At 55.2% G+C, this 23,382-nt stretch carries 19 protein-coding genes; 13 read left to right on the top strand and 6 right to left on the bottom strand.

Features of this window, described 5'->3' with window-relative positions:
* Positions 1-28: 28 nt before the first annotated feature.
* The 8 genes from IG609_RS18485 (at position 29) to envZ (ending at position 10,874) form a co-directional block, all read left to right on the top strand.
* Positions 29-2,236: a TonB-dependent receptor gene (locus IG609_RS18485; RefSeq protein WP_193398055.1), complete on the top strand. Its 2,208-nt coding sequence runs from the start codon at positions 29-31 to the stop codon at positions 2,234-2,236.
* 41 nt (positions 2,237-2,277) lie between these two features.
* Positions 2,278-3,681 carry a Y4yA family PLP-dependent enzyme gene (locus tag IG609_RS18480; protein ID WP_193398054.1) on the top strand — a complete coding sequence of 468 codons (1,404 nt, stop codon included), beginning with the start codon at positions 2,278-2,280 and terminating at the stop codon, positions 3,679-3,681.
* A gap of 13 nt (positions 3,682-3,694) precedes the next feature.
* Entirely contained in the window at positions 3,695-4,711 is a 1,017-nt protein-coding gene (locus tag IG609_RS18475) for a PLP-dependent cysteine synthase family protein (protein ID WP_193398053.1), read from the top strand.
* 10 nt (positions 4,712-4,721) lie between these two features.
* Positions 4,722-5,891 carry an NAD/NADP-dependent octopine/nopaline dehydrogenase family protein gene (locus IG609_RS18470; RefSeq protein ID WP_193398052.1) on the top strand — a complete coding sequence of 390 codons (1,170 nt, stop codon included), beginning with the start codon at positions 4,722-4,724 and terminating at the stop codon, positions 5,889-5,891.
* 60 nt (positions 5,892-5,951) lie between these two features.
* On the top strand, positions 5,952-7,202 hold the full coding sequence (locus IG609_RS18465) for an MFS transporter (RefSeq protein ID WP_193398051.1): 1,251 nt from the start codon (positions 5,952-5,954) through the stop codon (positions 7,200-7,202).
* A complete protein-coding gene (locus IG609_RS18460; protein WP_193398050.1) occupies positions 7,195-8,355 on the top strand; it encodes an ABC transporter substrate-binding protein in 1,161 nt (386 codons plus the stop codon). Before IG609_RS18465 ends, IG609_RS18460 begins: the two co-directional genes overlap by 8 nt.
* A gap of 441 nt (positions 8,356-8,796) precedes the next feature.
* Positions 8,797-9,516 (top strand): osmolarity response regulator transcription factor OmpR, encoded by a 720-nt coding sequence (ompR, locus tag IG609_RS18455; RefSeq protein ID WP_005969424.1) that lies wholly within the window; start codon positions 8,797-8,799, stop codon positions 9,514-9,516.
* Positions 9,513-10,874, top strand: coding sequence for a two-component system sensor histidine kinase EnvZ (gene envZ / locus IG609_RS18450; RefSeq protein ID WP_193400794.1), 1,362 nt, complete (start codon positions 9,513-9,515; stop codon positions 10,872-10,874). Before ompR ends, envZ begins: the two co-directional genes overlap by 4 nt.
* Before the next feature lie 76 nt (positions 10,875-10,950).
* On the opposite strand, the gene pckA is transcribed toward envZ, so the two are convergent.
* The 5 genes from pckA to IG609_RS18425 form a co-directional block, all read right to left on the bottom strand.
* Positions 10,951-12,570 (bottom strand): phosphoenolpyruvate carboxykinase (ATP), encoded by a 1,620-nt coding sequence (gene pckA / locus IG609_RS18445; protein ID WP_193400796.1) that lies wholly within the window; start codon positions 12,568-12,570, stop codon positions 10,951-10,953.
* Between the two features lie 197 nt (positions 12,571-12,767).
* Positions 12,768-13,637, bottom strand: a complete 870-nt coding sequence (gene hslO, locus IG609_RS18440) for an Hsp33 family molecular chaperone HslO (protein ID WP_193400798.1) — start codon at positions 13,635-13,637, stop codon at positions 12,768-12,770.
* Between the two features lie 85 nt (positions 13,638-13,722).
* Positions 13,723-14,133: a ribosome-associated heat shock protein Hsp15 gene (gene hslR, locus IG609_RS18435; protein WP_193400799.1), complete on the bottom strand. Its 411-nt coding sequence runs from the start codon at positions 14,131-14,133 to the stop codon at positions 13,723-13,725.
* 118 nt (positions 14,134-14,251) lie between these two features.
* Positions 14,252-14,938: a GMP/IMP nucleotidase gene (yrfG, locus tag IG609_RS18430; protein ID WP_193400801.1), complete on the bottom strand. Its 687-nt coding sequence runs from the start codon at positions 14,936-14,938 to the stop codon at positions 14,252-14,254.
* Positions 14,939-15,064: 126 nt separating this feature from the next.
* Positions 15,065-17,218, bottom strand: a complete 2,154-nt coding sequence (locus tag IG609_RS18425) for an intracellular growth attenuator family protein (RefSeq protein ID WP_193400803.1) — start codon at positions 17,216-17,218, stop codon at positions 15,065-15,067.
* Positions 17,219-17,655: 437 nt separating this feature from the next.
* Here IG609_RS18425 and nudE point away from each other — a divergent pair, with 437 nt between their 5' ends.
* Positions 17,656-18,213, top strand: a complete 558-nt coding sequence (gene nudE, locus IG609_RS18420; RefSeq protein ID WP_193398048.1) for an ADP compounds hydrolase NudE — start codon at positions 17,656-17,658, stop codon at positions 18,211-18,213.
* An 80-nt stretch (positions 18,214-18,293) separates the two neighbouring features.
* On the opposite strand, the gene mrcA is transcribed toward nudE, so the two are convergent.
* Positions 18,294-20,849, bottom strand: coding sequence for a peptidoglycan glycosyltransferase/peptidoglycan DD-transpeptidase MrcA (gene mrcA, locus IG609_RS18415; protein ID WP_193398047.1), 2,556 nt, complete (start codon positions 20,847-20,849; stop codon positions 18,294-18,296).
* 111 nt (positions 20,850-20,960) lie between these two features.
* Between mrcA and pilM the strand changes: the two genes are divergently transcribed.
* The 4 genes from pilM to IG609_RS18395 are packed head-to-tail and all read left to right on the top strand — an operon-like array spanning position 20,961 to position 23,338.
* The gene (gene pilM, locus IG609_RS18410; RefSeq protein WP_193398046.1) at positions 20,961-21,812 is read left to right on the top strand and encodes a type IV pilus biogenesis protein PilM; all 852 of its coding nucleotides are present in this window, start codon (positions 20,961-20,963) and stop codon (positions 21,810-21,812) included.
* Positions 21,813-21,814: 2 nt separating this feature from the next.
* On the top strand, positions 21,815-22,384 hold the full coding sequence (locus tag IG609_RS18405) for a PilN domain-containing protein (RefSeq protein ID WP_193398045.1): 570 nt from the start codon (positions 21,815-21,817) through the stop codon (positions 22,382-22,384).
* The gene (locus IG609_RS18400; RefSeq protein ID WP_193398044.1) at positions 22,377-22,964 is read left to right on the top strand and encodes a hypothetical protein; all 588 of its coding nucleotides are present in this window, start codon (positions 22,377-22,379) and stop codon (positions 22,962-22,964) included. The genes IG609_RS18405 and IG609_RS18400 overlap by 8 nt, the downstream gene beginning before the upstream one ends.
* Positions 22,961-23,338, top strand: a complete 378-nt coding sequence (locus IG609_RS18395) for a DNA utilization family protein (protein ID WP_193398043.1) — start codon at positions 22,961-22,963, stop codon at positions 23,336-23,338. The genes IG609_RS18400 and IG609_RS18395 overlap by 4 nt, the downstream gene beginning before the upstream one ends.
* The last annotated feature ends 44 nt before the right edge of the window (positions 23,339-23,382 follow it).

Here is a 23,382-nt window from a genome sequence, read left to right as displayed (position 1 = left end):
CCTCATTTTGAGATGGATAACTTTGTTGATGAACGCCAGGAAGAACTTCACTCCACCTACCGGGAAGACTCGTTTTCCTATTCCCTCCGTGTTGGCCATCGCCGTAACGGCAGTGCTAAGCGGCATCGCGATACCCGCGCAGTCGGCAACGGGTGAGCGCGATGATTCCACTATCGTGGTGGAAGCTAAAGACGCGGATGCCGTGCAGGGGCTGGTCGCGGGCGGCATGTCGGCGCGGTCGTCCAGCACCGGGCTGCTGGGCAAAAAGGACGTGATGGATACGCCGTTTAACGTCAGCAACATGACCGCATCGTTTATTGAAAATAAACAGGCACAGACGCTGGGGCAGGTGGTCGCGCATGACGCATCGGTGCGGGTGAGCAGTGCTCAGGGCGGTCTGCTGGATTCCTACTACATTCGCGGTTTTCCACTCAATGAAGGAAACCTGAGCGACATCGCCATGAACGGCGTCTACGGTGTGGCGCCTAACTATCAGTTGATGACCGACTACATCGAGCGGGTAGAAGTGCTGAAAGGGCCGTCGGCACTGCTGTATGGGCTGTCGCCTAACAGCAGCGTGGGCGGTGTGATTAACGCCGTCACCAAACGCCCGACCACCGTCGGCAATCTGACCCGCCTCACGACCAGCTGGCAGTCTGATTCCCAGCTCACACAGCATGCGGATATTTCCCGCGTCTATGCGCTGGACAATAACAATCTGCTCGGCGTGCGTTTTAACGGGAATTACGGTTACGGCGACACGGTGTGGGATGGTAGCGACAAGCGCACGCAGGTCGGCTCGCTTGGGCTGGATTTCTCGTCAGAACGCTTCCGCGCCACGTTGGATCTCATCACTCAGCATCTGAAAACCCGTGCGCCGTCTCGTCCTTATTCGTTCGCGCAGGGTGTGACCGTGCCCGACGCACCGGATGGCAATAACAATATCTCTCAGCCGTGGGGATTCTGGCATTCCAAAGACCAGTCGGTGCTGCTGCATACCGAATACGACCTGGCGGATAACGTCACCTGGTTTACCGATTTAGGCGGTTCCAGCGCACACGTGAGCCGACTGTCGGAGCAGGTGCCGCAGGTGACGAATAATAACGGTGATATTCGCTCCAGTGTGGGGAATTATCGCTTTACCACCAGCCGCTACACGCTGGCGACGGGTGTTCGTGCGGATGTGGAAACGGGCTCGGTGACTCATAAGCTGTCGGTACAGACCAGCTACTATCGCGATCGTCAGGCTACAGGCATCGTCAGCGATCCAAATGTTAATTTCATTAACTCGAATATTTACAATCCAGTTTCTTCACCCGTGCAGAATATCGCCGCCCCTGCAACGATTAGCAAACGTTCTTCCACTGCGCTGTCGGGTATCGCATTGGCGGATACGCTCGGCTTTTGGAACGATGCGCTGCAAGTCACGGGTGGGCTGCGTTATCAGCAGATCAACTCGGACAATTTCGCCGCCCCGGATGGTGGGACGCGCTCTTCTAACGACAAGAGTGCAATCACCCCGATGCTCGGGGTGGTTGTTAAACCTTGGCAGCACGTCTCACTCTATGCCAACTACATTGAAGGGCTGAGTAAAGGTGATGTTGTTAGCGATACCAGAGCAAGCAATTATGGACAGGTGCTGTCGCCGTATAAGAGCAAACAGTACGAGGCTGGGGTGAAAGTGGACGCGCTGGGAACGATCTCCACGCTGAGCGTGTTTCAGATCACCAAGCCGAGCGGCGGGTTAGCTAACGGAGCGGGTAGTGAGTTTATTGAGGCTAACGAGCAGCGCAATCGGGGTATCGAGCTGGATGTCGTCGGTTCACCGCTGGAAGATCTGCGCCTGACTGGTGGCGTGATGCTGCTGGATGCCGAGCTGACCAAAAGCGTGACGCCGGGTGCACAGGGCAAGCGTGCGCCGGGCACGTCGCGTTTTCAGGCGAACGCCGGCGTGGAATATGATCTGCCGTTCCTGCGCGATCTGACGCTGAACGCCAACGTCACCCATAACGGGAAGCAGAACGTCAACACCATCAATACCCAGTCTATTCCTTCCTGGACCACCGTTGATTTCGGCGCGCGTTACAAGACGCGAATCTACAACGCGCCCACCACATTCCGTGCGGATGTCCTGAACGCCTTTGACCGCAATTACTGGTCTGGCGTGACGTCGTTCAGCACGGTATCGCAAGGAACGCCGCGGACGCTGATGCTGTCCGTCGCGGTTGATTTCTAAGGATAGGTATTTTTCAGGAACCGAACGTTAAGGAGATAGCGATGAGCAACCTGTTTAGCTTTGCCGCAGTGTCTTCCCTCCCTGTCGCGCAGGCCCACTGGCCTGAGAGACTGACGCCTTATCTGGATAGTGAGATTGAGCAGTTTCTTTTCAACTCGCCGCAAAGGCTGTCGTGGCTGGTTGAGCAGTATGGGTCGCCGCTGAATATTGTCTGGCCGCACACTGTGGCCAACAATATCGCGGCATTGCGGACAGTGTTGCAGCGTCACGACGTGGACTGCCGCCTGTACTATGGCGCGAAGGTGAACAAATCGCCGGGGCTGGTACAGGCGGCGGTTAACGCGGGTGTCGGCGTGGATGTTTCCAGCTTACAGGAACTGAAAGATGCGCTGCGGGCAGGCTGCGACGGCGCGCGGCTGTGCGCCACCGGCCCGGCCAAAACGCGTGAGTTCCTGACAGCGCTGGTTCATCACCGCGCGCTTATCGTGCTGGATTCACCGGAAGAGTTCGACGAGGTGCTCGCGCTGGCGGATGTGCTGCGCGTGACGGATCCCGTGCGGGTTCTGCTGCGCTATCGCCCGTCGTTCGCGCAGGCCAGTCGGTTTGGCATGCTGGCCGATGAGGTTGCAATCTGTCTGGAGGCGTTGAGCACCAGACAGGCTGTGCTTCATCTGGAAGGCTTCCATTTCCATCTCGGCGGCTATGATCCCGATACCCGCGTGGCGGCATTCGCTGAGGTACTGCCATTACTGGATCGTGCACGCTCAAAGGGGTTGCAGCCCGCGATGATTGATATCGGCGGGGGATTGCCGATTCAATATCTTTCGGCTTCACGCTATCAGGATTATTTAGCGAAGCAGAATGCGGCGGATTACCGCCACGGTCAGGTGCCGACCTCGTTTTACCCGTATGGCGGTGAGCGCTCGGCTGTCGACTATCTTGAGGCATTCCTGTCTGCCTCAATCGGGCAGGATCGCGTGGCGGACGTACTAAAACAGTACAGCCTGATTCTGGCGATTGAGCCGGGGCGCAGTCTGGCCGACCAAAGCGCGATTACCGTGTTTCGCGTCACGCGCACGCGCCGCCAGCCGGATGGTAACCACGTCGTGTTTGTCGAAGGCAGCAGCTTCAGCGCGTGTGAAACCTGGTTTAACTCTGAGTTTTTGATTGATCCTCTGCATGTTTTTTCCGTCAAAAAAGACACACGTCCGACGCCGGGTAAAGCCTGGATCGCCGGACACAGCTGTCTGGACGACGATGTCATTACGAACCGATTGATTCATTTTCGAACCGTGCCGCAGTCAGGCGATTTACTGATTTACGCGAATACGGCGGGATACCAGATGGACCTGCTGGAAAACGCGTTTCATCGGCATCCGCTGCCTGCGCGCCTGTGTGCGTTCAAAGGTAAGAAAGGTGAGCTGATTTTTTCCAGTGATAACTGAATGGAGCAGAACCATGATCCTGAATAAAGTAACTGATTTGATTGGTAATACGCCCGTTATACAGATTCCGGTTCCCTATGGGGATACGCGTTTGTTTTTAAAAGTGGAGAAGAACAACCCCGGCGGCAGCATGAAGGATCGCATGGCGAGAAACATGATTATTGCCGGACTGAAGTCAGGCAAAATCCGCCCCGGTAGTACCATTGTTGAGTCGTCATCGGGGAATACTGGTATCGGGCTGGCGCTGGCGTCAATTGAATACGGCCTGCGCTTTATCGCCGTGGTCGATCATCACGCAGCACAGGACAAAATCGCCATCATGCGCGCGCTCGGCGCGGAAATTCGCTACGTCTCCGGCGACTACGGCGAAGATGAGGTGGCGGTGGTGGAACGCCAGCGCATGGCGGCACAGCTGGCGCAGGAAATACCCAGCGCGGTGTTTATGAACCAGTCGGATAACGCGGCGAATGCGGGCGGCTATGCCGATTTTGTCCGCGAGCTGTTCAGCCAGATTGGCAAGATCGACGCGTTTGTCGGCTGCGTGGGCACCGGCGGATCGATGACGGGCATTTCGCACGGCCTGAAAGTCCATAACCCGGATATCACGACCATTGCGGTTGAACCGGTTGGCTCTATCGTCTTCGGTCACCCCGGCAAACCTTATTATCAGTCCGGCACCGGTACACCCGCGGGGGATACCGTGGGGCTGGTGCTGGATTACAGCTGCATCGACTGTGGCGAGCAGGTGTCGGATGCGCAGGCGTTTGAAACGGCACGCTATATCGCACGGCACTACGGTCTGCTGGTCGGCGGTTCGACGGGCGGGGTGATCTATAAAGCACTGGAGCTGATCTATCAGGATCGTATCGGCGGCAACGTGGTACTGGCGATTGCCGACGGCGGGGAGAAATACCTGCACACGGTGTTTAACGAAGAGTGGCTGGCGGCGCGTAATCTGACGGATAGCGGCGTATGGCACGATCTGGATCGCTGGCTGGGCAACGCGATTTCTCTGGAGCAGGCAAGCTAAGGAGTCAAGGATGACCGAAGCGCTAAGCGGGCAGCCGCTTAACGTGGTGATTTGCGGGGCCGGCAAGACCGGCCATCTCGCCACGGTGCTGTTTAAACAACGGCCAGACGTCAAGGTGACGCTGCTGGGCAGCCATCCTCGTCTGCTGGAAGCCTATCAGCAGAACGGTAAACGTCTACACGCGCTGCTGCCGGATGGCGAGACGCTGACGGCCACGCCGGACTGTGTGACCTGCGACCCGGCGGAAGCCTGCCGCGATGCGGATATCGTTATCATCACCGTTCCCGCCAACTTCCGCGCCGATCTTCTGGCGCGGATCGTTCCTCATCTTCCCAGTGATAAACCGGTTTATGTCGGGGCGATCCCCGGCTTTTGCGGCTTTGACTGGCTGGCCGAACGTGAGCTGACCGCGCGCCCAAATGCGGTGATTTGGGGCATGAAGGACGTCGCGCACATTGCGTTTGATTTGCTGCCGGGCCAGTCGATCAAAATGGGCGGTGAAAAGGCCGCGCTATATGTCGCCACGCATCGGCGCGAAACCGCTGCGAGCCAGCAGGCGCTGATGGCGCTGCTGCAACGGCTCTATGCTGCGCCCGTGGTGCTCTTGCCGGATTATTTGGAGATCACGCTGACGCCGGGTAACCCGATTATGCACAGCGCGGTGATTTACGGCCTGATCGGTCCTTACGGGCAGTGGCATGCCCGACCGCTCTTGCAGCCGCTATGCTGGTGGAATGATTGCCCGGAACTCGGTGCCTATTATCTGGAACGCATGGACGAAGAGAACCAGCAACTGTGTGCGGCGCTGGAGACGCGGCTTGGCGTGCGGCTGGATTCAGTGCTGCCGCTCAAGCAGGAGATTATCGATGCCTATGGCGATCAGATTGCCGATGCGCACACGATGCTTTCCGTGCTGCGCACCAATCAGGCTTATCACGGCATCGGTCTGCCGCTGCGAAAACATGACGCTGGTGGGTACGTGTTTGATACGCGGCATCGGGTGTTTCAGGAGGATATTGCCTACGGCTTGAGCCTGCTGGTGACGATTGCGGAGAACCTGGCCGTTAGCGTGCCGTACATTGAGGAAGTCTACCGGTGGTGCAGCGATTACATGGGAACTTCCACGCAGGATCGTCCCGACTATTTCCCGCCGCACTGGCTGACGGATGAGATGAATTGACGTGATGACCGTAGCGAAAATGAGGCCGGGTGACGCCGTGGAACCAGAAGGGGCTGACGCATGCGCTTGAACGGACAGGTCGCGTTCATCATCCACTTTATGTTTGTCGTACAGCTGGTGGCGATGGGGGCGATGGAGATGAGCGGGCCGTTTTGGCCGCTGCATCTGGAAAGTATGTCCTCCGGTGCGGAACTGAGTATCGCGGGGATTGCCGTGTACGTCGGGCCGATGCTGGGCATTATGCTGACCAGCGCCTTCTGGGGACGGATGGGCGACCGTCTGGGCAACAAAGCCATGATGATCCGCGCGCTATTCGGGCTGGCGTTAACCCAACTCGGGCTAGCGTGGGCAAACGACATCTGGACGATAGTCGCGCTGCGTTTTATTCAGGGTGCCTGTGCGGGCTATATTGCTCCCGCGCAGGCGTATGGTGTCGCGGTGGTCAGTCCGCTACAGCGCACGCGACTGTTTGCCTGGCTTCAGGTATCTACCAACGTGGGATCGCTGTTGGGAGCGATTGTCGGTGGGCTGATCCTCGATTACCTGAACTTCTTCTGGATCAACCTGAGTGCGGCGATCCTCTGCGCGCTGTGCGGCATCACAGTGGCACTGTTCCTGCCGCATGTCGCCCCCGATGTCCCTACGGCTCCGCCTGCGGATGCGCAGGTGAAAACTATTCCCCGCAGGCGGCTCTGGGCGCTGTCGCCGATTCCCGGTCTGCTGCTGATTTCTGGCCTGCTGCTGACCAGCCGTATGATCCCGCAAACGCCGTTTTCCCTCTATCTGGACGGCTTCTTTCAGGTGGATAAGTGGGTTATCGGGCTGTGTTATGGCTTGCAGGCGACCGGCGTGATTGTCTCTGCATCGCTGTGGGCGCGCTATTTTGAAAACCTCTCGCTGTCGCAGACGTTGAGCCGCCTGTGTGTGGTCATGCTGGCCTGCGCCATCGTGACGTTGACGGCCGCTACGATCCTGAGTATTGCGATTTTCATCCCGCTGTACTTCCTGTGGGGCGTGCTGTTGGGGGCGACGACGCCCGTGCTGATGGCGCTGATTTCCCGCGCGGCGGGGGCCGGACAGCAGGGTTACCTACTCGGCGTGGCGCAAAGCGTCAGCCAGTTTGCCTCGATTCTGGGCATTGCTTTGGGCGGATTGGTTCTCTATTCCCCCGGATTACGTTCGCTGTTCTTCTGCGTTGGCGCCGCCTATCTGGTGACCTTCCTGGTCTCGCTGATGCTGCTACGACGCCTGCGGATACAGGCGGAAAAACATGACTCTCTCTCGACGAAGGGAAATATCGAAAATGTGTAATCGTTGGACGCGGCAATATTGCCGTCGGTTATTGCTGAGCGCGCTGTTGATGGTCGGTCTGTCGCCGCTGGCGGGGCAGGCTGAGCAATCCGCGCAAACCTCCACTGTCATCAAGGACGTGTTGGGGCGCGAAGTGAGAGTCAACACGCCGGTGCAGCGCGTCATGCTGGGGGAGGGGCGTCAGTTGTATCTGGTCGCAATGCTCGACAGGGAAGACCCGGCGAAAAGGATTGTCGCCTGGAAGCGCGATCTGATTCAGTCCGATCCGGCCACGTGGCACCAGTATCGTGACCGCTTCCCTCAACTGGCAAAAATACCGACGTTTGACGGTACGGAAAAGGGCACGTTTGACGTGGAGCAGGCGGTGTCGCTCAAGCCGGACGTCATCATTATGAACATTGAGGCGCAGCGGTCGATTGTCGATGCGGGTTATGACCGGATACTGGACAGCGTCGGCATTCCGATTGTGTATGTCGATTTTCGCTATCACCCGCTGGAAAACACCGCGCCTACCATGCGTCTATTCGGCAAGCTGTTTAATCAGGAAGCACGTGCCGAAGCCTTTCTCGCATTCCGTGAGGCGCAGCTAAAACGCGTTTCCGATGTGCTGGCGGCGAAAAAACCACGCTCCCCGCGCGTTTTTATTGAGCGATTGGGTGGCTATACCGATGAATGCTGCCTGACGTTCGGCCCGGATAACTTCGGTAAATTCGTGCAACTGGCCGGTGGCGATAACGTTGCGGCAAAAAATGCGCCGAGCACTTTTATGCAGATGCACCCTGAACAGGTGATTGTGGAAAACCCGGAAATTGTGGTGATCACCAGCGGTAACTTTGAGGCCTTCGTGCCCGGCGGACGCTGGATTGGTCTGGGGCCGGGGCAGGATAGGGCGGAAGGACGTAAGCGTCTCGAATGGTTTCTGGGGCGTCCGGCCTACACCAACAGCGTCGCCAAGCAGCAGCGAGCGTTTCATGCCATCTGGCATCAGTTTTACAATGGCCCGTATGACTTTATCGCCATTCAGCAACTGGCCGAGTGGTTCCACCCAGACTTATTCCGCGATCTCAACGCGGATGACACCTTCCGCCAGCTTCACCAGCAGTTCCTGCCGGTTGATTACCAGCCGGGCTATTTCGTCAGTCTTGCGCAGTAAGCTACTAGCAGGCGGGCTCTGGCACCGATAGATAGAGAAAGAGACGGGGATTATGATGATCCCCGTGTGTTGTGCTGGATGAGCTTATGCGTTAATCACTGCGATGCGTTAACCGCTTTATGTTGTCGCGCTGAATTCAGGTGAGAACGCCCTCTCTCTTAGCTTTTCTCCGGCTTTTGCCGTCTCGCGCCTTTTTATTGATGGCCGCGTTACTATACTCTTCGTGCACAACTACTCGTGCACAACTACACTTCACCGCCCACAACGTTCACAAATCACTGATTATTTTATGACTGACGGCAAAGGAAATGATTGATTACACGCGTTTTAATATGCTTTGTAACAATTTTGCCTAGAATGTATACCAGAAACGACTGTCAGTAATTCGTATGTTTCTGAACAATAGCAGCGTCGGCGCTATTACGCCTTTGGAGAAAGAGAATGCAAGAAAACTATAAAATTCTGGTTGTAGATGACGACATGCGTTTGCGGGCGCTGTTAGAGCGTTATCTGACTGAGCAGGGTTTTCAGGTACGTAGCGTAGCCAATGCTGAACAGATGGACCGTTTACTGACCCGTGAATCCTTTCACCTTATGGTGCTGGATCTGATGCTGCCGGGCGAAGATGGGCTGTCCATCTGCCGTCGCTTGCGTAGCCAGAGCAATCCGATGCCGATCATTATGGTGACGGCAAAAGGGGAAGAAGTCGATCGTATCGTCGGGCTGGAAATCGGCGCGGACGATTATATTCCTAAACCTTTCAACCCGCGTGAACTGCTGGCTCGCATCCGTGCGGTGCTGCGTCGTCAGGCGAATGAACTGCCGGGCGCGCCATCGCAAGAAGAAGCCATTATTGCGTTTGGCAAATTCAAGCTGAATCTGGGCACGCGCGAAATGTTCCGTGATGATGAACCGATGCCGTTAACCAGCGGCGAGTTTGCCGTGCTTAAGGCGCTGGTGAGTCATCCGCGCGAACCGCTGTCTCGCGATAAGTTGATGAATCTGGCCCGCGGTCGTGAATACAGCGCGATGGAGCGTTCCATCGACGTACAAATTTCTCGTCTGCGCCGCATGGTGGAAGAGGATCCGGCGCACCCGCGCTATATCCAGACCGTGTGGGGTCTTGGCTACGTGTTTGTCCCGGACGGCAGTAAGGCATGATGCAATGGCGTTTTTCTCCGCGCAGCTCATTTGCACGGACGTTGCTACTGATTGTCACGCTATTGTTTGTCAGTTTGGTCACCACCTATCTGGTGGTGCTCAACTTTGCGATTCTGCCGAGTTTGCAGCAGTTCAATAAAGTGCTGGCATACGAAGTAAGAATGCTGATGACGGACAGTCTGCAACTGGAAGATGGCTCCACGCTTGAGGTGCCGCCTGCGTTCCGGCGTGAGATTTACCGCGAATTGGGTATATCGCTGTACACCAATGCGGCGGCGGAGGAAAGCGGCCTGCGTTGGGCCCAGCACTACAAGTTTCTGAGTGACCAGATGGCGCAACAGCTGGGCGGCCCGACGGATGTGCGGGTTGAAGTCAGCAAGAATACACCGGTGGTGTGGCTGAAAACCTGGCTGTCACCGGATATCTGGGTGCGCGTTCCCCTCACCGAAATTCATCAAGGCGATTTCTCGCCGCTCTTCCGCTATACGCTGGCGATAATGCTGCTGGTGATTGGCGGCGCGTGGCTATTTATTCGGGTGCAGAACCGACCCTTGGTTGAGCTGGAGCATGCGGCTTTGCAGGTCGGTAAAGGCATTATTCCGCCGCCGCTGCGTGAGTATGGCGCTTCCGAAGTGCGTTCTGTGACGCGTGCCTTTAACCAGATGGCCTCCGGCGTGAAGCTGCTAGCCGATGACCGCACGCTGCTGATGGCGGGCGTCAGCCACGATCTGCGTACGCCGCTGACGCGAATTCGTCTGGCGACCGAAATGATGGGCAAGGAAGATGACTATCTGGCGGAATCTATTAATAAGGACATTGAAGAGTGTAATGCGATTATTGAGCAGTTCCTCGACTACCTGCGTACCGGTCAGGAAATGCAGACGGAAATGGCCGATCTGAACGCCATTATGGGCGAAGTGGTGGCATCGGAAAGCGGTTATGAACGCCAGATCGACAGCGAGTTTGCTACCGGCGAGCTGCTGGTGCGTATCAGCTCGCTCTCAATAAAACGTGCTGCGCTGAATTTGGTCGTGAATGCGGCGCGTTACGGGAACGGCTGGATAAAAGTCAGTACTGGGCGTGAGCTACAGCGCGTCTGGTTTCAGGTAGAAGACGACGGAGAAGGCATCGCGCCCGATCAGTTGAAGCACCTATTCCAGCCGTTTGTGCGTGGCGATAGCGCGCGAACCACTAGCGGTACAGGGCTGGGGCTGGCGATTGTGCAGCGTATTATCGATGCGCACAATGGTGTGCTGGATGTCGGCAGAAGCGAACGCGGTGGGCTCTGCGTCCGCGCGTATCTGCCGCTGCTATCGGACGTCGCGGTAGCAGATGTGAGTGCCGCGAAAGAGTCATAAGCATTTTGTGCAGCACTGGCATGAATAAGAAAGGCGCGGAATCCGCGCCTTTTTCATGATGGTTTTTCTTCAGTGTTTACCGCTTCGGTCCTGCTTTGACCAGCGCAGCACCCGCTGGTGCATCGGTGTACTTATCGAAGTTGGTGATAAAGCGCTGTGCCAAATCGTCCGCTTTTTCCTGCCATTGTTCAACGCTGGCGTAGGTATCACGCGGGTCGAGAATGTCAGGATTGACGTCGGGCAGCGAGGTCGGAATCGCCAGATCGAAGACAGGCAGCGTCTGCATTTCTGCATCATCAATACTGCCGTTCAGAATGGCATCAATAATCCCGCGTGTATCTTTAATGGAGATACGTTTGCCGCTGCCGTTCCAGCCCGTGTTCACCAGATAGGCCTGTGCGCCAGCCGCCTTCATGCGTTTCACCAGCACTTCAGCGTACTGCGTCGGGTGCAGCATCAGGAATGCTGCGCCGAAGCAGGCGGAGAAGGTCGGTGTCGGTTCCGTCACGCCGCGCTCGGTTCCTGCCAGTTTGGCGGTAAAGCCGGACAGGAAGTGATACTGCGTTTGATCGGACGTCAGGCGGGAAACCGGTGGCAACACGCCGAACGCGTCCGCCGTCAGGAAGATCACTTTCGTTGCATGGCCCGCTTTGGAGATCGGTTTAACGATATTCTGAATGTGGTAGATCGGATAGGAGACGCGGGTGTTCTCGGTTTTGGAACCGTCGTTGAAGTCCACGGTGCCGTCTGCCAGCACGGTGACGTTCTCCAGCAGCGCATCGCGTTTGATGGCACCAAAGATATCCGGCTCTGCTTCCTTAGACAGCTTGATGGTTTTGGCATAGCAGCCGCCTTCAAAGTTGAAGACGCCATCGTCGTCCCAGCCGTGCTCGTCATCACCAATCAACTGGCGTTTTGGATCGGTGGACAGCGTGGTTTTACCCGTACCGGACAGGCCAAAGAAGACCGCCACATCACCTTTTTCGCCGACGTTTGCCGAACAGTGCATGGAAGCGATGCCTTTCAGCGGCAGCAGGTAGTTCATGATGGAGAACATCCCTTTCTTCATTTCGCCGCCGTACCAGGTGCCGCCAATCAGCTGGATGCGTTCTGTCAGGTTGAACGCGACAAAGTTCTCGGAGTTCAGCCCCTGTTCCTGCCAGTTCGGGTTGGTGCATTTTGCGCCGTTCATCACGATGAAATCCGGCTCAAAGCCTTCCAGTTCTTCATCGCTCGGGCGGATAAACATATTTTTGACGAAATGCGCCTGCCACGCCACTTCCGTGACGAAACGTACGCTGAGGCGGCTGTCTGGGTTGGCACCGCAGAAAGCATCGATGATGAACAACCGCTTGCCGGACAGCTGCGTGGTGACGAGTTGCTTCAGGTGCGTCCAGGTTTCCTGGCTCAACGGGTGGTTATCGTTCTTACCTTTGCCTTGATCGGACCACCATACGGTGTCGCGGGTGACGTCATCGCGCACGATGTATTTGTCTTTCGGGGAACGGCCGGTAAAGATGCCAGTATCGACGGCTACCGCACCCAGTTGGGTTTCGATGCCGCGTTCATAGCCTTGTAGGGTAGGTGAGCGTTCTTCTTCAAAAAGCAGGTCATAGCTGGGATTGTAGACAATATCGCGGACATCATGGATTCCATAAGCCGTCAGGGCTTGCGGGGTAATACCGTTGATCTGCATGTTGCTACTCCTCAAGTTATAGTTGTACTACTAAACATTGTAGGGAGTGAGCTTATTTTAACCGCGATAGCAATCATAAAATTAAATAAATTCATTAATAACTTTGCTTATTTAGGGTGTTTGAAAAACAACCATTGCGGTTTGTTGGTGGGAGAATAAGCAAAATAAAACGGGCACTGTCGTACCCGTTAGAAAGATTAATGCAACAGATTCCCTGATGAATCCTGCCGTATGGCGCGGATGTCCAGCGAATTAAACAGGTAGTGCGTACCACAATAGTCACAGTGCATATCGATTTCACCGTCCTGCTCGATCATCTCATTCACTTCCTGATCGGACAGCGTCATTAATGCATCTGCGCAACGATCGCGCGAACAGTGGCAGCGGAATTCGACATCCTGCGGCTCATACACGGTGACCTCTTCCTGATGGTAAAGGCGGTACAGTACCTCGGTGGCGGGCAGGGTAAACAGCTCGTCGGCTTTGACCGTCGTGGTGAGCTGGGCCAGATGATCAAAATCATTACGATCGGCATCCTGTGCGGGCAACACCTGGAGCAGCATACCTGCGGCGGCCTGCTTCCCGCCGTGTTGACCGGTACGGATAAACAACCGTGTTGGCAACTGCTCGGACTGCTGGAAATAGCTCTCCAGACATTCGGCCACGGTTTCACCTTCTAAACCGACGACGCCCTGATAACGCTCGCCGTCAGTCGGTGTAATGGTAATGACCAGATAGCCATTGCCCACCATCTCTTTCAGCGAACTCCTCGGTGCGATATCCCCTTGCAGACGGGCAACGCCGCGCATCTGCTGCTGGTGGTTACCGTTAATCACCGCCAGTTTCAGTGGGCCATCGCCTTGAAGCTGAACGGTAATATCGCCGCTGAATTTCAGCGTGGCCGTCAACAGGCTGGTGGCAACCAGCATTTCGCCTAGCAGCGTTTGTACCGCCGCTGGGTAGTCGTGGTTGGTCAAAATACGTTGATACGTCTCGTTAACTGTCACCAATTCGCCACGAACGGCATAATTTTCAAACAGATAACGATGTAGTTGGTCGTGAGCCATAATGTTTTCTCGTTGTAGTGCGCGATGAGTGGTACGGCGAATAAGTCGTGCGGCGATCGCTGGGGCTTCTCTGAAGGCCGGCGTGCTATTCTCGATCGCTGTATTTAAATTTAATCAGATCGCGTCGCTCTTTTTTATCTGGGCGGCGATCGGGGTGTGGCATCGTCAGCGCATTCATTTTCCGCGCCTGCGACAGCTTTTCTCGTTTCTCAATGCTTGCGGCTGTTTCCTGATACAGCGCCTGCGCCTCTATTGCGCTTCTGCGCTGACCGCTGACGGCCAAAATAATAACGGTGCGTTCCTCATTGCCCTGACGCAGTTTGATCTCGGCATTCAGTTCGACCTGTTTGCTCGGCTTACCGCGTTGCCCGTTATAGTGCACTTTGCCGCCGTCGATCATTTCGCGAGCTATCGCCCGGGTTTTATAGAAACGGGCTGCCCAAAGCCATTTGTCCAGACGAACGGCGTCGTCGGCCTGTTCGGTAGCTTTCACCATCAATCCCCCTGATTACCCTAATGCCGATCGTTTAAAGATCGCGTTACTGGGCGACCATGGTGCGAGGCATCCCTGCGGAACCTCATCACCGTGTTTCCCCCCCTCTGGCCACCTTACATTACCCTGCGTTAACGGAGTGGCGCAGGGCGGGTAGCAGCGCAAGGTAGTCGTTCATTGACGGATGTTGCAGGAATGCCTTTTCCTGCTGGCCGGAATCGGGATTACGCACACCCAGACAGTAATGGATGCCGAACGTTTTCGCGGCATCCAGAATCGGTTCGCTGTCATCCACGAATAACGTTCTGGCGGGGTTGAAGCCAGTCTGTTGCTGTACTGCCTGCCACAAGCGCTGATTCTCTTTCGGATACCCATAAGTATGGGTGGAAAGTAATAAATCAAGGTGCTGATCCAGCCCAGTGTGTTCGATTTTTACCGCTAGACTGTGTGGATGGGCATTGGTCAGTAGAATTGTCTCTTTACCGCATTCGCGCAGCGCCGCTAAAAACGGCGTCGTGTCATCGCGCAATCGGGCTTGCGTACCGATATCCGTCGTCATTTGATAGATATCCAGATCGAGACGTTCTGACCAGTAATCGAAACAGTACCAGTTTAGCGTGTGCTGAACCGCTCGGTATTCCTGTTCGATAAGCTGGTGCGCCTGTTCAAGGCTGATGCGACGTTTTTCACTGAGCGACTGCGGCACCAGTTGAAGCCAGAAATAGCTGTCAAACGCCAGATCGAGCAGCGTGCCATCCATATCCAGTATCACGGTGTCGATGTCGTGCCAGTTAACGTGGGGATTCATAACGACTCCAGATGCCGCTCCGTGCTATAGGGTGATGTAGCAGAAGGCGCACAATGCAATAGTGACAAGAATGACGGGAAACTGATTCCGCTAGGTTAGCATAACCGCAGGGTGGGCACGATGCCGTTAGCGGGGGCTCTGAGGACGATTGTCTGGGAACGAATTCGTCATCATATTGTACCGTGAGGTGTAATAGCACTGAATATCGGTCACTCGCTTCTGGCTTTTACGCATCTTAATGCCGGTCAGAACCGCATTAACGGTAAACGTCGCAGAAAAGAGCAGCAGCAACAGACACGTGCCGAGATAGCGCCAGACGGTAATGACGTCGGGTTCACTGTGCAGGCTGATGTGCTGGGTCCCGTTGGCATCGGTATTAAGCTGCGTGATAACGCCCGTGGCATTAAACGGCGTATGCAGTAGCATCGCGGAAAGCCGCTGGAGTTCCTGCCACTGGTCCGATGGCCGATATTCATTCAGCGGCATCGGAGGAAGCGGATGGTTAACGAACTGTCGGCCTTCGTCGCTGCGAATCAGGAATCCACTGGGCGGCGGGCTGTTCAGCGACTCTGTCGCGTGATTGATTTCCTGATAGAAGAATTGATCGGTGGAACTGTTGACCAATGACTCCAGCGTTTCTGCGCTGACGGCGGGCAGCACCACATTCATCCCTTTCAGCTTGCCGGAATTGGCGTCTTTTACCAGCGTATTCCAGTTCTTGACGTCGCTCAGGTTTACCAGCGCATTTTTCAGGCGGGAACAATCGTTTTCCTGCCTGCACAAATCTTGTGTTCTCAGAACAACTTCAGCGAAGTTTTTCATCAGAATCAGCCCTGATTTCTGGATCGTAGACGCTAATTGAGAGTTAACCTGACCTTCTTTGTCCGCTTGCGGATGAAGTTGGTTGTTGACGGATTTCAGCAGGGCAGAGGCTTTTTCTATTGTCTCGGATTCCGGCAATGGCAGCGGCGCGGCCTTATTCCAGTAAATAGCGGAACAGTCGAAAGGGCTAAACACATAGGGCGACGGTGCGGATACGGGATGAATGCCTGCCGGCACGTAGCACATGCCGTTGCCACGGATAGCCAGTGTGTCGCCAATGCGGAGCTGGGCGGTTTCCAGATCGCTGACCTGCGTGGCCTGAATACGCTGTGCGCCCTGCAGCCAAGCCAGACTGAGCTTGAGCGGCAGTTCAAGCGGCACGTTAGTGACGAGCAAAATCAGGCTGAGCAGTGAACCCACGGCCAGCAGCAGATTCCTGCTCCAGCGCTGTAGCGGGAAATATTTCACTTCATCGTGCAGCGACAGGTGCTCTCCCTGACGGATCACCTGTCGGTTGAGATAGATATCAACATCCGTTTTTCGCCCGAGATCCTGCGCGATATAGGGCTGCCAGTGCGGTGGGTAAATCAGATCGATATTACCGAGCGAGATATTACCGAGCGGCCCCTGATTGGATTCGCCAAACAGACCCAAGCCTTGCGGCGTGCCGTGAAGGCAGTGCACATCGCGCAGTTCCTGAGCGGATGGCGAGCGGAAAAGCTGCCACAGGCTCCAGCTTGCTAATAATGCTGCGGTACCGATCAGCCAGGGGAGCAGGGCGATAGGGCTATTCAGGCTAATTAACAAAAGTAGAAAAGACACGCACAGCACGGCCGTTTCCTTCAAGCCCCCAGAGTGGTGCATGGCGTGTTCTTCACGCGTTTCCTTACGGATAGTGACCAGCTCGGCATGCTCACTGTCTTCCTGACGGATGGAGGCGTTCGGAACAGGGACTTCGCTCGGCAGTGGAGCGAGTGGACGATCGTCGAGACATTCAGTTAGCGAGTGCCCGTTTAGGGAAATGACCAGCGGGATCGAGCGTGTCTTAATCAGTTCGACAGTGTTATTTTCGGTAATGAACGGTTCCCAACTGGGCGGCAGATGGATTTCTTGTGTATCGATATAGTAGCGCCACTTATTCTGAACATCGGTGCTCAGGCCGTAGCGTGTAATCGTATGAGTGATGGGGTAAACCCGATTACTTTGCAGGGAACGCGGTAGTTTAGGCTGCGCATTGGGGGTATTAAGTGGCGTAGTTTGCGTTTGCTGGCTGTTTTCCTGAGCCAGATAGCGTTCAACAGCGATCCGTTCGTCTTCAGTTAACCGTCGAGGAAGCGATTGCGAAACGGGTAACGGCGGAGCGGACAGGAATCGGTGACGCATACGGTAGCCGACAAGACCTCCTATAACGATCAGACAGGCAAGCAATATCGCCAATAGGGTAAATATTGTGCTCATGTCATCTCCATTCCAAAACGCGATGCTCCTTGTTTTCGTCCGAGTTTAACAAAATTATACAATCGATGATAACCCGTATGGCATTGTTTTCTTAGATTAATAACATAATTATGAATAGAATTAATCGTATAAGGTGACGATAGTAACAAGCAAAAAACGTCTCTTAAATGAGGATATTCCTATTTTTTTTAAGTTATTGACTTTTAGCGGTGGTTTCTCATACAGAGTGTGTCTTGCATGTTGCCTACACGTAAATTCATCGTCACGATAGTTGCAGCGAGGGGGACTGTTAACGCACAATGTGAACAGGATCAAAAAAGAATATTGTCGATCTCTTCTTATTCAACGGCATGCCGTATTCAGGTCGCGGTAAACGTAACCTCTCTGTGCGAGTTGGGCTAAGGTGCCGTTCTGGTCGTAACTCTCTGGGGGCATCAATGAGTCATCACCTGAAAAAACCTAAAATCCTCAAGGTAGAAACGGTAGCGCGTTCGCGCTTGTTCACTGTGGAATCCGTTGATCTTGAATTTAGCAACGGGGTTCGCCGGGTTTATGAGCGGATGCGTTCAAGCGGCCGACAGGCGGTGATGGTCGTTCCGATCATCGATGATGAACTGTTGTTGATCCGTGAATACGCCGTCGGCATTGAGGAATACGAACTGGGCTTTCCCAAAGGGCTGATCGATCCCGGCGAAACGGTTTTCGAAGCCGCTAACCGCGAGCTAATGGAAGAAGTCGGTTTTGGGGCGGAAAAACTGGAGTTGCTGGCGACGTTAACGATGGCTCCCTCCTATTTTTCCAGCCAGATGAATATCGTTGTGGCGCGTGGGCTGTATCCGCAGAGTCTGGAAGGCGATGAGCCGGAGCCGATGCCGCAAGTCCGCTGGCTGATAGATGACATGATGTCGCTGCTGCAAGAGCCTGATTTCCGCGAAGCGCGTAATGTCAGCGCGCTGTTTCTGGCCCACGACTGGCTGCGTCGCACACCTCGCTAATTTCCTGATTCATCATAGCCAAATAAAGAAAGCACCGTTTCTGGTGCCTTCTTTGTATGTGTAACGCTATCGAACGCTGGCTAGAATAATTCTTCGCTTTGTCCGTTATCCATCAACGTAGTGCCGACTTCATGCACTTCGTATTCTTTCGGCTGCGTTCCGTCAATAAAGTATTCGGAACGGCTGTTCCCGCCACCGTTAGACAGCTTGCCGCTGCTGCGGTCGATGACGACACTGACGATGCCTGCTGGCGGCGTCAGCGGTTGTTCCGGTACGCCATCCAGCGCGGCTTTCATGAAATCATCCCACGCAGGCTGCGCTGATTTCGCACCGCCTTCATAGCCGGAGATCTGATCTTTGATGACGCCAGATGCGCTGCTGGCACCCAGATCGCGGCGGTGATCGTCGAAGCCAATCCAGACCGACGTCACCAGATTCGGGCCATAACCGGAGAACCAAGCGTCTTTGGAACTGTTCGTTGTGCCGGTTTTACCGCCGATATCACGACGTTTCAACTCACGACCCGCGCGCCAACCCGTCCCCATCCAGCCCGGTTCGCCAAAGACGTTGCTGTTCAGCGCGTCTTTAATCAGGAATGCCAGCGGCGTGTTGATCACGTGCGGTGCGTAAGGTTGTGCGGCGTTTTGCTGTGCAGCCTCTGGTGTGACAGGCTCCAGTTCTGGCTGCGGCAAGCTTAACGGCGGTGCTTCGTTTGACGTGGCAACATCTTCAACGTTAGTAGTCGCTAATACCGGAGAACGCGGTGTTTCACCGTAGACCAGCGGGAGATTACAGGTATCACAGACCACTTTCGGTGTAGCGGTAAATACCGTGCCGCCTGCCTCGCTCTCTATCTTACTGATCAGATAGGGATCGACCAGATAGCCGCCGTTTGCCATGACGGCATAGCCACGTACGACCTGTAGCGGCGTAAACGAGGCGGCACCCAGCGCCAGCGATTCAGTATGGACGATATTCTGCGCTGGGAAACCGAAGCGTTGCAGGTAATCCGCTGCATAGTCCACGCCCATTGCGCGCATGGCACGCACCATCACCACGTTTTTGGATTGACCCAGCCCCTGACGCAAACGGATCGGGCCATCATAGGTTGCTGGGGAGTTTTTCGGCCGCCAGTCAGATCCTGCACCTGCATCCCAACGGGTGATCGGGACGTCGTTCAGAATCGTTGCCAGCGTTAAACCTTTGTCCATCGCAGCGGTGTACAGGAACGGTTTGATGTTGGAACCAATCTGGCGCAGTGCCTGCGTCGCACGGTTGAATTTGCTTTGGTTAAAGTCAAAACCGCCAACCAGTGCTTCTATCGCACCGTTTTTCGGGTTAAGTGAGACAATCGCAGAGTTGACGTCCGGCACCTGTGCCAGCCACCAATCATCGTTCACTTTACGTACCCAGACCTGCTGGCCTGCTTGTACAACGTCTGTGACGCGCTTCGGTGTCGGCCCTTGCTGCGTATCGGAACGGTATGCACGTGCCCAGCGCATGCCCGCCATCGGCAGGGCAATATTGCTGCCGTCAGACAGGATCGCAATCGCGTTGTCAGCCGTAGTGCTGGTGACGATGGCCGGATAGAGTGGGCCGTAGACCGGCAACGCTTTCAGGGCGGCAATCATCTTCGCCTGATCCCAGACGCCTTCACCGACTTTCCATAGCACTTTGCTCGGGCCGCGGTAACCGTGGCGCATGTCATAGGCGAGGATGTTATTACGCAGCGCATCCTGTGCGGCGGTTTGCAATTTTTTGGTGACCGTCGTGTAGACCTTATAACCGTCGTTATAAGCATCTTCGCCATAGCGTTTGACCATCTCCTGTCGTGCCATTTCTGCGACATACGGTGCGGAGAACGAAATATCCGGTGCGTGATAATTCGCGACCAGCTTTTCGTTACGTGCCGCATCGTATTGCGACTGCGTGATGTAATTTTCATCCTTCATACGTGCAAGGACGACGTTGCGACGGGCAACGGCACGGTCGTAGGAATAGAGCGGGTTGAACGTCGATGGCGCTTTCGGCAGACCGGCGATCATCGCCATTTCGCTCAGCGTCAACTGGTCAACTGGGCGGCCAAAGTACACCTGTGCCGACGCGCCAACGCCATAGGCGCGATAGCCGAGGTAAATCTTGTTCAGATAGAGCTCAAGGATTTCATCCTTGGTCAGCAACTGCTCAATACGGATAGCCAGAAACACTTCCTTGATCTTACGAATCAGGGTGCGTTCTGGGCTCAGGAAGAAGTTCCTGGCGAGCTGTTGCGTAATGGTACTCGCCCCTTGAGAGGCGTGACCTGATGTGAGCGCGATGGATGCGGCACGGATGATCCCGACGGGATCGACACCGTGGTGATCATAGAAGCGGCTATCTTCGGTCGCGATAAAAGCGTGTACCAATTCAGGGGGAATCTGGTCCAGCTTGAGCGGGATACGGCGCTTTTCACCAAACTGAGCGATCAGTTCGCCATCGGCGCTGTAGACCTGCATAGGCGTTTGCAGTCGCACGTCTTTCAGCGTGGCGACATCGGGCAGTTGGGGTTCGATATAACGGAACAAACCGTATATCGAGGCAGCTCCCAGCAGAATGCAAGAGACTGCAAGGATGAATAGATACTTTACGAACTTCACCTGGGATTTTCCATTCAGTAGCGTTTGGACAGTTTATAAACAATCGGGCGCTAGTATAAAGGTAAGCCAGCACTGTGGATACGTTTATTGGATAAGGAAATCGGGTTGAACATGGCTTATCACATCTGGCAGGTTGGAGTAGATATACAAAACGGCTTCATGCGCGCACTGGCGGTTCAACGCCGCCGCGATGGCTGGCAGCTTCGTCACTGGTGGCAATATCCGCTACCCGACGACACCTTGCGCACGGGTAGTCTACACCATACTGAGGCGCTTTGTGAGGCCTTGCGAACATGGCGTTGTTTACTGCCTGGACACATTTCGCTACGGGTGGGGTTTCCTGCTCAACTGATTTTACAGCAGCATTTACCGATGCCTGACCGGCGTTTACAGGAACCGGAGCGTAGCCTCTACATCGAAACCCTAGCGGCGCGTAAGCTGCCGATCGGTAGCGAATCGCTGGCGATCGACTATCGGGAAGACCCGCAGAGGCAGGGGACGCTGCTAGTGACCGCCGCACGTCGACAGGAGATCGATAAATGGCTGGCATGTCTGAATAGTGCGGGACTACACCCCGATGTGCTTGAGGTTTCAACCTGTGCGCTTCGGGCGATAGCGCAGCGAGCTGAGCTTGACGCTAACCGTCTGCTTCTGCATCGGCTGTTGGATAGCTGGCTGTGGGTTTCCCCGGTGAACCACGCTTTTCACTCGGGCGTGATACACCTTGATGAACTGAATGACGAGGCGGATATCTTATCAGTTGTAAGCACTCGCTATCAGCATGATGTTGATCACATAGCCTATTACTCTAGCGTCTCGCCCGATTTACCCCGCCAGCAGACCAACGTATTACAGCCGTGGTCGCCGTTAACGGTGTTTAACCATAGGCAGCCGCCGCTGCCGAGTTTCGCCTCGGCTTTTGCGATTGCAGGTGGGTTGGTATTGCGTCCTGAGGATGCCTGACTATGCTGCTGATTAATCTTTTACCTTGGCGTAAAACCCAGATGCGCCAGCGTGCACGTCGTTGGTTAGGGTTGCTGTGGCTACAGACGGGGGTGATGCTATGCCTTATCGCCGCGAGCTATCTGTTTTGGCAGCACAGACAGCAACGCGCGCAGGATGAACTCAATGCGGTGCTGGCCCAACAGCAGCAACTGACGGCGCGGTATCAGCAAACGCATCAGGCGCGGGAAGCGCTGCGTCGCTATCTGGAACAGGAACGCGCTGAGGCGATAGTCCAGTATGACAATCGTCGTAATCTCCATCTGTTAGATCAGCTTGCAGGCATGATGCCCGCGCGTCTGTGGCTGACGGAAATCGCTGACCGCGGATCGCATCTGCTGCTATCCGGTTTAAGTGAAAACTATCACGATATCATTACGTTACAACGAATGTTGTCACGTCATGTTTCTGTTGAGAGTGTGCAGTTGCTGCATACGTCCCGAGAGCGTGGTGTGAATACCCAACTGCGCTTTTCCTTTCAGGCCAACTGGCGCGATACAAGCGCTTCCTTGCAGGAGGAAGTCCATGATTAATCCATCGGTTTTGACTGACGTCGTGCTGAATCAGCCTGGGCTAGTGAATAAACCGCTCTGGCAGCAGTTGGCGCTTCAACTGGCGTTTGTCGCCACTGCCGGGCTGCTATCTGGTTGGTTCCTCATCGGTGAAGCTCGTAGGGCCGTGATTGGCATAGAAAAGCAAATCATTCAGGCGCGTCTGGATAGACAGGACGTCCAACAAAAGCTCGATGCGATGCCGTTACTGTCGGTGCTACGCGAGCAATTAGCGGAGAAAGCTGTGCAAAACGATCCCTTTCAGCCTGACAGGCTGGCACTGCTTATCGTCGAGCCTCTGTCGCAGGCAGGGGCTTCGCTTCTATCGTGGCAGCCCGCGCTGCCTCATGCGGGAGTGCCCCATCAGGAACGTTGGCAACTGGTATTTAGCGCGAACTACACGGGCGTGTTGCAGGTGCTGCGTGAGCTAGCGGCGCTACCTTATGTGCTGCGGATAACGCAACTGACCATAAAGCCTGATGCCGTTCCAACGGAGTCGCCGTCAGAAATACCACGGTTACAGGTTGAGCTATCGCTAGTCAGACCGGAGGGAATGCCATGAGTCATATAACACGTTGTATCGCATTGATGCTGCTCTTCGTACCCCATAGCGTGCAGGCAGAAAAACTTGCAGAACGCATCGACCCTTTTCAGCCTCTGGCTGCTGCGCGCTGTCTGCCCTCCGCGACATTGCCACCGTGGCAGCTAAAAGGCGTGATTGGCTCTGGCGATCGCTGGATTGGTTGGCTAGCACAGCCTGAGGTTGGTTGGATCAAGCTGACAAGTGGTGAAACGGTCCCTCCGGGGTACTGGCTCGTCAGCCAATTGGATAAATCAGGGGCCAAATTTGTCCCGACAGCACGTGAGGCTGGCTGTGATGGCCTGCCAGATAGCCTGCTGCTGGTTTCTCCGTTTATCACTAAGCCTACGGAATAGGCGAGGTTTTTCTGGTGACACGTATTTTGAACGCAGTCTTTGGA

The sequence above is a fragment of the Pectobacterium quasiaquaticum genome (assembly GCF_014946775.2).
Classification (GTDB): Bacteria; Pseudomonadota; Gammaproteobacteria; order Enterobacterales; family Enterobacteriaceae; genus Pectobacterium; species Pectobacterium aquaticum.
Note: the sequence above shows the minus strand (reverse complement) of the source record. Positions and strands in the feature narration are given on the sequence as shown.

What these genes read in the sequence shown, in the direction of transcription:
- IG609_RS18485 (WP_193398055.1), top strand. Translation starts at nt 29, where the DNA reads ATGAACGCCAGGAAGAACTTCACTCCACCTACCGGGAAGACTCGTTTT.
- IG609_RS18480 (WP_193398054.1), top strand. Translation starts at nt 2,278, where the DNA reads ATGAGCAACCTGTTTAGCTTTGCCGCAGTGTCTTCCCTCCCTGTCGCG.
- IG609_RS18475 (WP_193398053.1), top strand. Translation starts at nt 3,695, where the DNA reads ATGATCCTGAATAAAGTAACTGATTTGATTGGTAATACGCCCGTTATA.
- IG609_RS18470 (WP_193398052.1), top strand. Translation starts at nt 4,722, where the DNA reads ATGACCGAAGCGCTAAGCGGGCAGCCGCTTAACGTGGTGATTTGCGGG.
- IG609_RS18465 (WP_193398051.1), top strand. Translation starts at nt 5,952, where the DNA reads ATGCGCTTGAACGGACAGGTCGCGTTCATCATCCACTTTATGTTTGTC.
- IG609_RS18460 (WP_193398050.1), top strand. Translation starts at nt 7,195, where the DNA reads ATGTGTAATCGTTGGACGCGGCAATATTGCCGTCGGTTATTGCTGAGC.
- ompR (WP_005969424.1), top strand. Translation starts at nt 8,797, where the DNA reads ATGCAAGAAAACTATAAAATTCTGGTTGTAGATGACGACATGCGTTTG.
- envZ (WP_193400794.1), top strand. Translation starts at nt 9,513, where the DNA reads ATGATGCAATGGCGTTTTTCTCCGCGCAGCTCATTTGCACGGACGTTG.
- pckA (WP_193400796.1), bottom strand. Translation starts at nt 12,570, where the DNA reads ATGCAGATCAACGGTATTACCCCGCAAGCCCTGACGGCTTATGGAATC.
- hslO (WP_193400798.1), bottom strand. Translation starts at nt 13,637, where the DNA reads ATGGCTCACGACCAACTACATCGTTATCTGTTTGAAAATTATGCCGTT.
- hslR (WP_193400799.1), bottom strand. Translation starts at nt 14,133, where the DNA reads ATGGTGAAAGCTACCGAACAGGCCGACGACGCCGTTCGTCTGGACAAA.
- yrfG (WP_193400801.1), bottom strand. Translation starts at nt 14,938, where the DNA reads ATGAATCCCCACGTTAACTGGCACGACATCGACACCGTGATACTGGAT.
- IG609_RS18425 (WP_193400803.1), bottom strand. Translation starts at nt 17,218, where the DNA reads ATGAGCACAATATTTACCCTATTGGCGATATTGCTTGCCTGTCTGATC.
- nudE (WP_193398048.1), top strand. Translation starts at nt 17,656, where the DNA reads ATGAGTCATCACCTGAAAAAACCTAAAATCCTCAAGGTAGAAACGGTA.
- pilM (WP_193398046.1), top strand. Translation starts at nt 20,961, where the DNA reads ATGGCTTATCACATCTGGCAGGTTGGAGTAGATATACAAAACGGCTTC.
- IG609_RS18405 (WP_193398045.1), top strand. Translation starts at nt 21,815, where the DNA reads ATGCTGCTGATTAATCTTTTACCTTGGCGTAAAACCCAGATGCGCCAG.
- IG609_RS18400 (WP_193398044.1), top strand. Translation starts at nt 22,377, where the DNA reads ATGATTAATCCATCGGTTTTGACTGACGTCGTGCTGAATCAGCCTGGG.
- IG609_RS18395 (WP_193398043.1), top strand. Translation starts at nt 22,961, where the DNA reads ATGAGTCATATAACACGTTGTATCGCATTGATGCTGCTCTTCGTACCC.